Source organism: Dyella sp. EPa41 (assembly GCF_016586165.1).
GTDB lineage: Bacteria > Pseudomonadota > Gammaproteobacteria > Xanthomonadales > Rhodanobacteraceae > Dyella.
In genome coordinates this window covers 58,799-71,562 of record NZ_BCPR01000010.1, presented here as the reverse complement: position 1 = coordinate 71,562, position 12,764 = coordinate 58,799, and the positions used below count along the sequence as shown (strand labels likewise).

At 67.6% G+C, this 12,764-nt stretch carries 10 protein-coding genes and 1 pseudogene; 8 read left to right on the top strand and 3 right to left on the bottom strand.

Going from position 1 to position 12,764, the window contains the following annotated elements:
- Nucleotides 1–187: 187 nt before the first annotated feature.
- Both chrA and JMF82_RS05490 read left to right on the top strand, forming a co-directional pair.
- The gene (chrA, locus tag JMF82_RS05495) at nt 188–1,402 is read left to right on the top strand and encodes a chromate efflux transporter (protein ID WP_201313526.1); all 1,215 of its coding nucleotides are present in this window, start codon (nt 188–190) and stop codon (nt 1,400–1,402) included.
- 75 nt (nt 1,403–1,477) lie between these two features.
- Complete coding sequence (locus JMF82_RS05490; protein ID WP_236585308.1) at nt 1,478–2,554, top strand: TraB/GumN family protein; 1,077 nt, start codon at nt 1,478–1,480, stop codon at nt 2,552–2,554.
- Nucleotides 2,555–2,648: 94 nt separating this feature from the next.
- Here the strand turns inward: JMF82_RS05490 and JMF82_RS05485 are convergent, their stop codons facing one another.
- Nucleotides 2,649–3,593 carry an aldo/keto reductase gene (locus tag JMF82_RS05485; RefSeq protein ID WP_201313525.1) on the bottom strand — a complete coding sequence of 315 codons (945 nt, stop codon included), beginning with the start codon at nt 3,591–3,593 and terminating at the stop codon, nt 2,649–2,651.
- Nucleotides 3,594–3,725: 132 nt separating this feature from the next.
- On the opposite strand from JMF82_RS05485, the gene JMF82_RS05480 reads away from it, so the two are divergent.
- Nucleotides 3,726–5,933: a glycoside hydrolase family 3 C-terminal domain-containing protein gene (locus tag JMF82_RS05480; RefSeq protein ID WP_201313524.1), complete on the top strand. Its 2,208-nt coding sequence runs from the start codon at nt 3,726–3,728 to the stop codon at nt 5,931–5,933.
- A gap of 57 nt (nt 5,934–5,990) precedes the next feature.
- Here the strand turns inward: JMF82_RS05480 and JMF82_RS05475 are convergent, their stop codons facing one another.
- Entirely contained in the window at nt 5,991–6,185 is a 195-nt protein-coding gene (locus JMF82_RS05475; RefSeq protein ID WP_201313523.1) for a hypothetical protein, read from the bottom strand.
- A 95-nt stretch (nt 6,186–6,280) separates the two neighbouring features.
- Here JMF82_RS05475 and JMF82_RS05470 point away from each other — a divergent pair, with 95 nt between their 5' ends.
- The 4 genes and pseudogenes from JMF82_RS05470 to JMF82_RS05455 form a co-directional block, all read left to right on the top strand.
- Nucleotides 6,281–7,186: a LysR substrate-binding domain-containing protein gene (locus JMF82_RS05470; protein ID WP_201313522.1), complete on the top strand. Its 906-nt coding sequence runs from the start codon at nt 6,281–6,283 to the stop codon at nt 7,184–7,186.
- A 298-nt stretch (nt 7,187–7,484) separates the two neighbouring features.
- A complete protein-coding gene (locus JMF82_RS05465; protein WP_201313521.1) occupies nt 7,485–8,372 on the top strand; it encodes a class I SAM-dependent methyltransferase in 888 nt (295 codons plus the stop codon).
- 46 nt (nt 8,373–8,418) lie between these two features.
- On the top strand, nt 8,419–8,952 hold the full coding sequence (locus JMF82_RS05460; RefSeq protein ID WP_201313520.1) for a pseudouridine synthase: 534 nt from the start codon (nt 8,419–8,421) through the stop codon (nt 8,950–8,952).
- Nucleotides 8,953–9,109: 157 nt separating this feature from the next.
- Nucleotides 9,110–9,247, top strand: a pseudogene (locus JMF82_RS05455) (23S rRNA pseudouridylate synthase); the annotation flags it as partial.
- A gap of 639 nt (nt 9,248–9,886) precedes the next feature.
- Here the strand turns inward: JMF82_RS05455 and JMF82_RS05450 are convergent.
- On the bottom strand, nt 9,887–10,693 hold the full coding sequence (locus JMF82_RS05450) for a TatD family hydrolase (RefSeq protein ID WP_201313519.1): 807 nt from the start codon (nt 10,691–10,693) through the stop codon (nt 9,887–9,889).
- Between the two features lie 372 nt (nt 10,694–11,065).
- On the opposite strand from JMF82_RS05450, the gene gspE reads away from it, so the two are divergent.
- On the top strand, nt 11,066–12,754 hold the full coding sequence (gene gspE / locus JMF82_RS05445) for a type II secretion system ATPase GspE (RefSeq protein WP_201313541.1): 1,689 nt from the start codon (nt 11,066–11,068) through the stop codon (nt 12,752–12,754).
- The last annotated feature ends 10 nt before the right edge of the window (nt 12,755–12,764 follow it).

Here is a 12,764-nt window from a genome sequence, read left to right as displayed (position 1 = left end):
CGTGACGGAGAAGGCCGCGAAAGCGGCCTTCTTTCTTTGCGGCGGGTCGTTGTGGGAGCGCACCTTGTGCGCGACCGCAGCGTATTGGGAGTGCCGCTCCGTTGGCTTGTCGCGCACAGGGTGCGCTCCCACAGGAAAGGCGCGGCCATCCATCCGCCTGTCGCATCACTGCGCTAGGCTGCGCCCCATGAGTGCCTCGTCGAACGACATCGAAAGACCGCCGCATCGCGCCGGCGAGGTCTTCCTCGCCTTCCTCGCGCTAGGCCTGCGTTCGTTCGGCGGCCCCATCGCGCACCTGGGCTATTTCCGTCGCGCCTTCGTCGAGCAGCGACGCTGGCTCGATGACGCGCATTTCTCGCAGCTGCTCGCGCTCTGCCAGTTTCTGCCGGGGCCGGCGAGCAGCCAGCTGGGTTTTGCCATTGGCATGCAGCGGGCGGGTTGGCGCGGTGCGCTGGCGGCGTTCGCGGGCTTCACCTTGCCCTCGGCCTTGCTGATGTTCGCCTTCGCGTGGTGGGCGCCCTACCTCAGCGGTCCATGGGGACAGTCGCTGCTGCACGGCCTGAAACTGGTGGCCGTGGTGGTGGTGGCGCAGGGCGTGCTCGGCATGTGGCGATCGCTGGCGCCCGACATGCCGCGACGCTTGCTGGCGCTTGGTGCGGCCGTGGTGTTGCTGTGGCAACCGTCGGCCTGGCTGCAGTTGCTGGTGATCGTCCTCGCCGCGCTGTTGTCGCCATGGGTATGCCGCGGGGTATTGCCCCGTCACGACACGGCGCCTTCGACCGGCTACGGGCGTCGCACGGCGTCTGTCCTGCTCGCCTGCTATGGCGCGCTGCTGGTGCTTGCCTTCGCCGCGACGGGCGGCCATCCGCTGGTACAGATAGCCACCGCGTTCTACCGGGCCGGCGCGCTGGTGTTCGGCGGTGGGCACGTGGTGTTGCCGTGGCTGCGGCAGGCCCTGGTCACGCCCGGCTGGATCGATGAAAACAGCTTCCTGGCGGGGTACGGCGCGGCACAGGCCATGCCCGGCCCGATGTTTTCGTTGGCGGCCTATCTGGGCAGCCGCATGTTTCACGGGCAGGGCGGCGCGGCGGGTGCGGCGGTCGCGCTGCTGGCGATCTTCCTGCCGGGCTTCCTGTTGTTGAGCGGCGTGCTGCCGTTCTGGCAGCGGCTTTCCGCGCGGCCGGATGCGGTGCGCGTGGTCGCAGCGATCAATGCCGCGGTGGTCGGCCTGCTGGCGTCGGCGTTCTACAATCCGGTCTGGATCGGCACCGTGCGTGGATGGGCGGACGTGATCATCGCCGCATGTGGCTTCCTGATGCTCGTGGTGGCGCGGCAGCCGGCCTGGATGGCGGTGCTGTGGTGCGTGGCAGCCGCCATGGCGAGTCACGCGTGGGTTCACTGAACATGGCGGCGGGCGCGCGGAACCGCGCCTGATCCGAGGCGGTCACAAGGCGGCCCCAAGCAAGGAATTCATCCGATGAACCCGTTCGTTCCTGGTCCGTTGCGTTGCCGCCCGTTGCCCATGGCCACCATGGTGCTGGCCTTCGCGCTGCCGGCATACGCGCAGAACGTGCCGGCGCCGGCGACTGCATCCACCTCGCAGGTGACCAATCTCGAAGCGGTGACGGTCAGCGGCGAACAGCCGGGGCCGGGGCTGTGGCGCGTGAGCAAGGGCGATCACGTGATGTGGGTGCTCGGCACGCTGTCGCCGCTGCCCGACCGCATGCAGTGGAAAACCGACGATGTGGAACAGACCATCGCCGGCTCGCAGGAGGTGCTGGGGCCGCCGTCCATCGCGCTCAAGCCCAAGACCAATTTCTTCGGCAAGCTGTTCCTGTTGCCCTCGCTGATCGGCGCACGCAAGAACCCCGACGGGCAGAAGCTCCAGCAGGTGGTGCCGGCCCCCGATTACGCGCGCTGGCTGACGCTCAAGCAGCAGTACCTGGGCAACGACCGCGGCATCGAGGACTGGCGGCCGATCTTCGCCGCGGTGGAGTTGTACGACAAGGCGATCAAGCGCCACGGCATGACCGCCTCCGGCGGCGTGAAGGACACCGTGCGCGATCTGGCCAAGAAGCACAACGTGAAGTTCGTGACCGCGCGTTACACCATGCTGGTGGAACAGCCGCGCGACGCGGTGAAGACCTTCAAGTCATCGCCCATGGATGACCGCGAATGCTTCGGCCGCACGCTGGACACGGTGGAGCGCGACCTCGGCCGCATCACCGAACGCGCCAATGCCTGGGCCACCGGCGACATCGACCTGCTGCGCAGCCTGCCGATGAACGACCAGCGTGAAGCCTGCATCGCTGCCGTGACGGAGGCGGGTTTCGCCAGGCAGCTGGGCTTCAGCGATGTAAAGCAGAAGGCCGAAGGCATCTGGATGGAAGCCGCCGAACAGGCATTGAATGCCAATGCGCAGACCTTCGCGATGCTGCCGATGGAGGAGCTGCTGTCGCCACGCGGACTGGTCGCGCGGCTGAAGGCGAAGGGTTACCAGGTGGAGGCGCCGGACGGCAGCGATGCGGAAGGTGTGGCGCCGGCGCAGCCTTGAGGGAGCGGGCATCGCGCACTGGGTGCGCTCCTTCAGGGAAGCGCTTTTGCAGGAGCGCACCCAGTGCGCGATCCAACCGGCCTCAGTACATCAATCAGCCACTCGCCTTATCCAGTAGCGCGATCTCTTCCTTGCCAAGCTGCAGATCCACCGCGCCGAACAACTCCTTGAGCTGCGGGATGCTCGTCGCGCTCGCGATCGGCGCCGTCACGCTCGGGCGCGCGATCAGCCACGCCAGCGCCACCTGTGCGGGCGTTGCGCCGTGCGCCTGGGCTACCGTGTCGAGCGCGGCCAGCACGCCGAGGCCCTGCGCGTTGAGGTACTTGCGCACCGACCCGCCGCGGGCCGCGCTCTTGGCCAGATCGTCCTCGCTGCGGTACTTGCCGCTGAGGAAGCCGCTGGCCAGCGCGTAATAGTTGATGACGCCGATGTTCTCCGCGATGACCAGCGGCTCCAGGTCCTTCTCGTAGCCCTTGCGGCTCACCAGGTTGTATTCGGGCTGCAGCGTTTCGTAGCGGGGCAGGCCCTGTTCCGCGGACACTTTCAAGGCCTCGCCGAAGCGGTCGGCGCCGTAGTTGGATGCGCCGATCACGCGAACCTTGCCTTGCTCGATCAGCTTGCCGAACGCGCCCAGCGTTTCGTGCAGCGGCACCGTGGCGTCATCCTCGTGCGCCTGGTACAGGTCGATGTGGTCGGTCTGCAGGCGCTTGAGCGAGCCCTCCACCGCCTGGTTGATGTTGAGCGGCGACAGGCCGGGATGCTCACCCCATTTGGCCACCTTGGTCGCGATCACCACCTTGTCGCGCTTGCCGCTGCGCTTGAGCCACTTGCCGATGATGGTTTCCGATTCGCCGCCGCGATTGCCCGGCACCCACGCGGAATAGACGTCCGCGGTATCGATGAGGTTGAAGCCGGCATCGACGAAGGCATCGAGCAGCTCGAACGAGCGCTGTTCATCGACACTCCAGCCGAACACGTTGCCGCCGAAGGCAAGCGGTGCGACCGAAAGCGATGAGCGGCCAAGGGGGCGAAGATTCATGAATGTGCTCCGTACGCGGTGATTGGGCTGCTGGCTTCGTGCATACTCGATGGATCGAGAGGCCGAAGTATACGCGCCACCTCCGTGATGCCGAGGCGAGCGCGTAGCCATGCCAACAGCGGAGGAACGCGAATGAAGGTCAAGGCGACGGGTGCATTGCGGTGCGCGATCGTGATGGGTTTGTGCATGTGGATGGGCGTGGCGGCGGCCCAGCAGGGCCATGCGCGGCCATGGAGCGACGCAACGCTGTCGCCTGATGCCCGCGCCAGGCTGCTCGTCGCGCAGATGACGCAGGACGAGAAGTTCCAGCTTATCCGCAGCTACTACGCCGGCCCGGATCGTCCTTCCGACAAGCCGTTCCCCAAGGGCGCCATCGCGTCGGCAGGTTATGTCCCGCCCATCGAGCGCCTGGGCATTCCCGCGCTGGAGGAAAGCGACGCGGGCCTCGGCGTGGCCAGTTCCGACCGCATGCGCCCCGGCGACAGCGCGACGCCACTGCCCGCCGGTCCCGTCACGGCAGCGAGCTGGGATCCGAAGGTCGCCTATCGCGGTGGCGCGATGATCGGCGGCGAAGCACACAGCAAGGGCTTCAACGTGCTGCTGGCCGGCGGCATCAACCTGATGCGCGATCCGCGCAACGGCCGCAATTTCGAGTATGCGGGCGAGGATCCGCTGCTGGCCGGCACCATCGTGGCCGAGGCGATCCGTGGCATCGAAAGCCAGCACGTGATCTCCACCATCAAGCACTTCGCCTTGAACGACCAGGAAACCGCCCGCAACACCATCAACGTGCAGATCGGCGAGAAGGCCATGCGCGAATCGGACCTGCTCGCGTTCGAGATCGCCATCGAGCGCGGCAAGCCCGGTTCGGTGATGTGCTCGTACAACAAGGTCAACGGCGACTGGGCCTGCGAGAACGACTACCTGATGAACCAGTTGCTCAAGCGCGACTGGAAGTATCCGGGCTTCGTGATGTCCGATTGGGGCGGCGCGCACAGCGCGGCCAAGGCGGTGAACGCCGGCCTCGACCAGGAATCGGCCGGTGAGGTGTTCGACAAGGAAGTGTATTTCGACGCACCGTTGCGACAGGCGCTCGCCAAGGGCGAAGTGAAGCAGGCGCGCGTCGACGACATGGCCCAGCGCATCCTGCGCAGCATGTTCGCCGCGGGCGTGTTCGAGCATCCGGCGAAGAAGGCGCCGATCGACAGCAAGGCCAACCTCGCCGTCGCGCGCGAAACGCTGGAGGCGGGCGCGGTGCTGTTGCGCAACGAGAACAACCTGCTGCCGCTCGATCTCGCCAGGCTGGAATCGGTGGCGGTGATCGGCGCGCACGCGGACAAGGGCGTGCTGGCCGGTGGCGGTTCCTCGCTGGTGACGGCCATGGGCGGCAACGCCGTGCCGGGCCTGGCGCCGACCACGTGGCCGGGCCCGGTGATGTATCACCCGTATCCGCCGCTCAAGGCGATCCGCACCGTAGCGCCGAAGGCGAACGTGCAGTATGCGGACGGCAACGATGTCGCCGCCGCCGCCGCGCTCGCGGCAAAGTCGCAGGTAGCCGTGGTGCTGGTGCAGAAGTGGGCGGCCGAATCGTTCGATGCGACCGACCTCGCGCTGCCCGATGGCCAGGATGCACTGGTCGATGCGGTCGCCAAGGCCAACCCGCGCACCATCGTGGTGCTGGAGAACAACGCGCCGGTGCAGTTGCCCTGGCTCGACAAGGTGGGTGCGGTACTGGAGGTCTGGTACCCCGGTGGCGATGCGGGCAATGGCATCGCGAACCTGCTGTCGGGCAAGGTGAATCCGTCCGGGCGCCTGCCGATGAGCTGGGTGCGTGATGCCTCGCAGTTGCCGCGCGCGGAGATTCCCGGTGCCGCGGGCGGCACGCCGCCGGAGTCGGTCGACTACAACATCGAAGGCGCGGACGTTGGCTATCGCTGGCTGCAGTCGCGTGGCCTCAAGCCGTTGTTCCCGTTCGGCTACGGCCTGTCCTACACGACGTTCGAGCATGGGGCGCTCAAGGTCGCCCCACGCGATGGACAGCTGCACGCGACGGTGACGGTGCGCAATACCGGTTCGCGCGCCGGTGCCGACGTCGCGCAGGTGTATGTGCAGGTGCCCGGCGCCAGGGCGAAGCGTCTGGCCGGCTATGCCAAGGTGTCGCTCAAGCCGGGGGAGCAGCGCGAACTCGATATTCCGTTGGAGAAGCGCCTGTTTGCCGATTTTGATCCGGCCAGGCACGCCTGGATGATCCGCGGCGGCGACTACAGCGTCGTCGAGGGGCGCTCTTCCGAAGACCTCGGCGCACCGGTGAGCGTGCAGCTTCCGGCCGGGAGCCCCTGACCGTTACCGGCGCCGCCGCGATGCGGTCGGCGCCGGTCGGTACCGCGGGGACATTCGTCAGGCGCAACCGCCCTGCGCCAGGGCGGCGGGCGAAGCGGCCTTGGACGGAGCACGATTTACCGTCGCCTGGCTTCGTTGGCGCTTGCCGGAAGGGCGCGTGGGCGACTTGGGCGTCTCGGCCAGGCGGCGTGCCAGCGCCGGGTCGGTGATATGGCCGTGCATGAACAGCAGATTGGTCCACAACGAGCTCATGACATCCTCCCTCGCATCGTGAGGCGTTCAAGATAGGCGCCTCCCGGTGGGCGAAAAAGCGATATATTCGCAAGCCAGACTTGAGGAAAATTCAAATGGGCCGCGTCTCGCTGGATCTCCTCCAACAGTTCGTGCAGGTGGCCCGTCTGGGCAACCTTTCGCGCGCCGCCGAGCAGGCCAACCTCACGGTGAGCGCGCTCAGCCATCAGGTGCGTCAGCTCGAGCAGCGGCTGGAGCGCCGCCTGTTCGAGCGCGGCCCGCGCGGCGTACAGCTCACCGCCGAAGGACGCCGCCTGTTGGAGGCGGTGGGGCATCACTTCGAAGGCATCGACCGCGCCATGGCCGGTTTCCGCTGCCGGCGCGAGAACGCGCTGACGCTGAGCGCGATACCCGGCGTGATGTCGAGCTGGCTGGTGCCGCGCCTTGCGCGGCTGGTCGCCGCGCATCCCGAGCTGGAGCTCAACCTGCAGTCCAGCGTGGAGCTGGTGAACTTCGAGCGCGAACCGGTGGATGCGGCCATGCGCTACGGACGCGGCCCCTGGCCGGGCCTGGTCACCGAGAGGCTGTTCGGCGAATGGATCGCGCCGGTGGCTTCGCCGGCCCTGCTGGCGCGCATGGGCGATGCCGATCCCAACGACCTGGGGCAATGGCCGTTGCTGGGCGATCCGGGCGATCGCTGGCCCGACTGGTTCGCCGCCACCGGCGGGCAACCGCCGGGCCGCTACGTCGCGCATTTCGACAACACCGACGCCTTGCAGCGCGGTGCCCTCGAAGGCATGGGCGTGGCGTTGGGGCGCATGGTGATGGCCCGCCCGCTGGTCGAGGCCGGTCTGCTCAAGGTGCTGGGCGATCGCTATCAGCAGATCCCGGAGGCCTACTTCCTGGTGTACCCCGAGCATGCGAAGGATCACGCGGGCCTGCGTATCTTCCGCGAGTGGCTGCTGTGCGAGGCGGGCAAGTATTCGGAGGCGATGTCGCAGGCGGCCCGCGCCACGGCCTAGGGCGTTGGCCCCAGACCGCCGCTTTTGCAGGAGCGCACCCCGTGCGCGATAAGGCTGCGAAAAGCTGACGCCACGTGCCGGAACAGGGGAGCAACGCCGCTACGCCGCGGTCGCGCACAGGGTGCGCTCCTACATGCAAGAGGGCGCCGTGCGAGAAAGCCCGCCTCCAGCTTCCCGTGGTTTGCTCGCGCTGATGGACGCGCGCGGTTGTCCATCCACCATTTGTATACGTAGTGGCCGGCAAGCTGGAGCCACTATGCTCTACACGCCGTTTTGACGTTTCTTCTAGGGGTAATCGATGAAAAGCCGTGTGATCCTGGGGCTGGCAGCGGTGCTGCTGGCGTCGTGCAGTGGCAGTTCCGCGCCGGCCAACGCGCAGGTGCAGGACCAGCCGGCCGGTGGACTGGTGCCGCCGACCACGGCGAGCGACTTCACCGCCACGCGGCTCGACCAGGTGCTGGCGGGCGACTGGCGTTCGCCGGAGCACAAGGCGCGCGACGTCTATCGCCATCCCAAGGCGACGCTGCAGTTCTTCGGCGTGCGCCCCGACCAGACGGTCATCGAGATCACGCCGGGCGGCGGCTGGTATTCCGAGGTGCTCGCGCCGCTGCTGCATGACAACGGCCACTACATCGCCGCCATCGCCAAGCCTTCCGGCGAAGGCGAGGCCAGCCGCGACCGGTCGGGCCTGCAGGCCAAGTTCGCCGCCGACGCCGCGCACTACGGCAAGGCGCAGATCCTGGAGTTCGACCCCAAGGCGCCGGTGTTCGGCGCACCGGGTTCGGCTGACGTGGTGCTGACCTTCCGCAACGTGCACAACTGGGTGGAGGCCGATACGGCGCCGCTGATGTTCAAGGCGTTCTTCGCCGCCCTGCGTCCCGGCGGCGTGCTCGGCGTGGTCGACCATCGCGCGGCGGACAACGCCAGCATGGAGTCGGTCAAGGAAAGCGGCTACCTGCCCACCAGCTACGTGGTGAAGCTGGCGACCGATGCGGGCTTCACGCTCGAGGAAAAGAGCGAGATCAACGCCAACCCGAAGGACACCAAGGACTATCCCAAGGGCGTGTGGACGCTGCCGCCGACCTTGACGCTGGGCGACCAGGATCGCGCGAAGTACCTCGCCATCGGTGAATCGGACCGCATGACGCTGCGCTTCGTGAAGCCCGCCGCCGCGGCTTCGCCGTAACGTCCACGCAAGACCGCGCGCCGCGAGGCGCGCGGGTCGTTTCCGCATGCTCATCGCCCTCAACAAACCCTATGGCGTGCTCTGCCAGTTCCGCGATCCGGACGGGCGACCCACGCTGGCCGAGTACGTCCACCAGAAGGACGTGTACGCCGCCGGACGCCTTGACCACGACAGCGAAGGCCTGCTGCTGCTCACCGACGACGGCGTGCTGGCCCACAAGCTCACCGATCCACGGCACAAGCAGCCCAAGACCTACCTGGTGCAGGTCGACGGGCAGGTCACCGACGAAGCCATCGCCGCCCTGCGTCGCGGCGTGACGCTCAACGACGGGCCGACCCTGCCCGCCGGCGCCGAGCACGCCATCGAACCGGAGTGGCTGTGGCCACGCGATCCGCCGGTGCGCTTCCGCAAGCTGATTCCGACCAGTTGGCTGCGCATCACCCTCCGTGAAGGGCGGAACCGCCAGGTACGCCGCATGACGGCAGCGGCGGGATTTCCCACGCTGCGGCTGATCCGCGAGCGCATCGGGCCGTATGCGCTGGATGGGCTGGCGCCGGGCGAGACGCGCGTGGTCGGGTGAGGTTCCCTGTAGGAGCGCACCCAGTGCGCGAAAAGCCTGCGAAGCGAGGCGGGCGCGATAGCCTCGAACAGAGGAACATCACGGCGCCGCGGTCGCGCACTGGGTGCGCTCCTACAAAGGGCTGGGGGTCAACCGAGGCGGAAGAACGCCGCGTGGCCTCCGTGAAGGGCGAAACCGCCAGGTACGCCGCATGACGGCGGCGGCAGGATTTCCCACGCTGCGGCTGATCCGCGAGCGCATCGGGCCGTATGCGCTGGATGGGCTGGCGCCCGGCGAGACGCGCGTGGTCGGCTGAAACTCCTGTGGGAGCACACCCTGTGCGCGACCGCCTTTCGCCTCGGTCCTTCCTATTCGTCACTCCTGCAAAGGCAGGAGTCCAGTGACGTTCGCTTCTGACCGGGCGTTCCCGCCAGGTTGCCGCTTACGCAGCGGGCGTTTCGACGTCCTGCCGGCGACGCGAAGCTAGTCCCGTGGGACCGCCGAGTCACTTTTCTTTTGCTGGCCCAAAAGAAAAGTAACCCAAAGAAAATGGCCTTGAGAGCCAAGGCTCATGGCGGTACGGGGGATAGAAGCGCCGGTCTACTGAGGCCAGCCGGATAGGCTCGTTGTTACCTCGAACGAAGCGGCTACACCGCCACGCGCCGTAGCGGAGAGGACTCAAGGCAACGTCGTTGAGCCGCGAAGGGATCTATTCATACCGCACCGCCGTCTTTTCTCCTCTCCCCTCCGGGGCGCGCGGGGAGCGGCCATGGATACCCGCGGCTTTGAGGAGCGAGGGGAGGGCTGGGGTGAGGGATGGGTGCTCGCGAGAGCCTCGCGTACCTCTGTAGGAGCGCACCCTGTGCGCGAAAAGCCTACGGAGCACCGAAGCCGACCGCACCATTCTTCAACAGAGGAGCACCATACGCGCCGCAGTCGCGCATAGGGGGCGCTCCTACAGAAGGGCGGGGGCTTGGGCGAGGTTGAAGAACGCCGCGGCGGTCGCCGTGCTGTTGGCCGCCGTCACCTCTACCGGCTCGCCGCGGTCGCGCGCGATCTCTTCGCAGATGTGCTTGAGGTACATCGGCTCGTTGCGCCGGTGCGAAGGCTGCGGGCGCACCGTGCGTGGCAGCAGGTAGGGGGCATCCGTTTCGATCATCAGGCGATTGGCCGGGATGTCCTTCACCAGCTCGCGCAGGTGGGTGCCGCGCCGCTCGTCGCAGATCCAGCCGGTGATGCCGATGTGGCAGTCCAGCGCGAGGTAGTCGCGCATGGCCTCGCCGGTGTCGGTGAAGCAATGCACTACCGCGCCGGGAATCCTGTCGCGATAGCGGCGCAGCAGCGCGACGAAGTCGTGGTGCGCGTCGCGCTGGTGCAGGAACACCGGCTTCTGCACGTCCACCGCGATCTGCAGCTGCCGCTCGAACACCGCCAGCTGCACGTCGCGTGGCGAATAGTTGCGGTTGTAGTCCAGGCCCGTCTCGCCCACGGCGCGCACTTCCCCGTGCGTGGCCAATCCGCGCAGCAGCGCATCGGTGGCCTCGTCGTAGTCGATCGCGTGGTGCGGGTGCACGCCGGCGGTGGCATAGAGCACGCCGGGGTGCTTCTGCGCGAGTGCCAGCGCATGCGTGCTGCCGTCGCGCGAGGCGCCGGTGACCATCAGGCGCGCTACGCCATGGGCGTGTGCCCGCGCCAGCACGTCGTCGAAGTCGTGGTGGAACGACTCATGGGTAAGGTTGGCGCCGATGTCGATCAGTTGCATGGGGGCGGAAAGGGGCAGGGCAAAGCATGCATTGTCCCAGCCGGCGGCCTGGCGGCAAACCCCGTGGCCGGCCGTTCCGCAAGATATCGCGGGCCGGCGCCGGCCCGAGCCGCCGCTGAATGGCCGGCCCGTCCGCAAGGCTACCGTCATGCGGCTTGTCTAGCCTCCGGCGGATTGAACGTGACGCCCTGCACGCGGTCGAAATCCAGGGTGTTCGGTGAGAAACCGTGCTCGCGCGGCAGACAACGGGTGTGCTACCAATGGTGTTCTCATGGGTGGCGTTCGGCGGCGACACCTGTGCCGGTGCACTGGATTGAAGCGGGGTGACGCATGTCGGCAGTCGCAAAGCCGGCGGCCAACGAGGAGGCGGCAATGGACGGCCGCGAAGCAGCGGTCTGTGCGCTGCTGGTCTCCCGTGGGCGGCTGAAGGAGTCGGATCTCGCGCGTGCGCGCCGGCTCCACGAGGAGTCGCCCGACGGCACGCTCACCGCGCTGATGGCCCGGCTGGGCCTGGTGTCCGAGCGCGACCTGGCCGAGGCCTGGTCCGAGCTGCTGCAGACGCCGCTGCTGGTCGCCCGCGAGGCGCCGGAACTGCCACCCACCGAGCTCGACATCTCCGTGCGCTTCCTCAAGCAGCAGCACGTGGTGCCGGTGCGCGTGGGCGAGGACGACCTGGCGCTGGCGGTTTCCGATCCCGCCGACCCCTATCCCTTGCAGGCCATCCAGCTGGCGGCCGGGCGGCCGGTGTCGCTGCGCATCGGCCTGCGCTCGGAAATCGACGACCTGATCGAGCGCTATTACGGCTCCGGGCGCTCGGCCATGGGCACCATCGTGGAAAACCTCGACGGCAGTGCCGCCGTGGAAGACGACGTGGAGCACCTGCGTGACCTCGCGTCCGAGGCGCCGGTGATCCGCCTGGTGAACCTGATCCTGCAGCGCGCGGTGGAGCAGCGCGCCTCCGACGTGCATATCGAGCCGTTCGAGAACCGCCTGAAGGTGCGCTACCGCGTCGACGGCGTGCTGCACGAAGTGGAGGCGCCGCCGGCCAGTTCCACCGCCGCGGTGATCTCGCGCGTCAAGATCATGGCCAAGCTCAACATCGCCGAGCGCCGCCTGCCGCAGGACGGTCGCATCCAGCTGCGCGTGCAGGGCAAGGAGCTGGATCTTCGCGTGTCCACCGTGCCCACCAGCTTCGGCGAGTCGGTGGTGATGCGTATCCTCGATCGCGAATCGGTGGTGTTCGACTTCGCTTCGCTGGGCTTCACCGGCAGCTTCCAGCAACGCTTCGTCGACGTGCTGGAACGCCCGAACGGCATCCTGTTGGTCACCGGCCCGACCGGCTCGGGCAAGACCACCACGCTGTATACCGCGCTGTCGAAGATCAACACGCCGGACGTGAAGATCATCACCGTCGAGGATCCGGTCGAATACCAGATCGAGGGCATCAACCAGATCCAGGTGAAGCCGCAGATCGGGCTGGATTTCACCGGCGCGCTGCGTTCCATCGTGCGCCAGGATCCGGACGTGATCATGATCGGCGAAATGCGCGACCTGGAAACCTGCCGCATCGCCATCCAGTCCGCGCTCACCGGCCACCTGGTGTTGTCCACCCTGCACACCAACAGCGCCGCCGGCGGCATCACGCGCCTGCTCGACATGGGCGTGGAGGATTACCTGCTGGGTTCCACCGTCAACGGCATCCTGGCGCAGCGCCTGGTGCGTCGCCTCGACCCGGAAACGGCGATTCCGTATGAGGCGCTGCCCGAGGTGATCGAGGAGTTCGAGCTGCACAAGTACACCGACGAGCGCCCGATCCGCTTGTGGAAGCCGGGCAGCAGCGCCGCCAACCCCAGCGGCTACCGCGGGCGCCAGGCGATCATGGAATTCCTGGTGATGAGCGACCCGCTGCGCCGCATGGTGATGCAGCGCGCCGATGCCGGCGAGATCGAGCGCCTCGCGCGCGCCGAAGGCATGCGCACGATGTACGAGGATGGCATTGCCAAGGCCGTGGCCGGCATCACCACCATCGAGGAGGTGCTGCGTGTCACGCAGGAAAGCTGAGAATAGGGAA